Genomic DNA, 221 nt, shown 5'->3' with positions numbered 1-221 from the left:
CATATTTGATTTTGTTTTGCTTTAAGCGTTCTATTTTTTGTTGAATGTTGGTGAGCGTGGTGCTGGTTTCTTGAGCGTCGTTTTGGGCTAAAGCGCTTAGATATTCTTGGGTTTTGGTTTCTATATACTCCAGGTGTTTATCTATTTTCTTTTGGTTGTAATTTGCTTTCTTGCTGTTGTGTGCTCTGGATTTTGTGCCGTCAATAGCGATGGTTTCGCCT

General features: G+C 38.9%; 1 pseudogene. It reads right to left on the bottom strand.

What is annotated here, in order from left to right:
• Positions 1 to 221: pseudogene (locus G6042_RS00030) on the bottom strand (IS1182 family transposase); the annotation flags it as partial.

Origin of the sequence: Flavobacterium solisilvae (assembly GCF_012911605.1) — a bacterium.
Lineage (GTDB): Bacteria > Bacteroidota > Bacteroidia > Flavobacteriales > Flavobacteriaceae > Flavobacterium > Flavobacterium solisilvae.
Note: the sequence above shows the minus strand (reverse complement) of the source record. Positions and strands in the feature narration are given on the sequence as shown.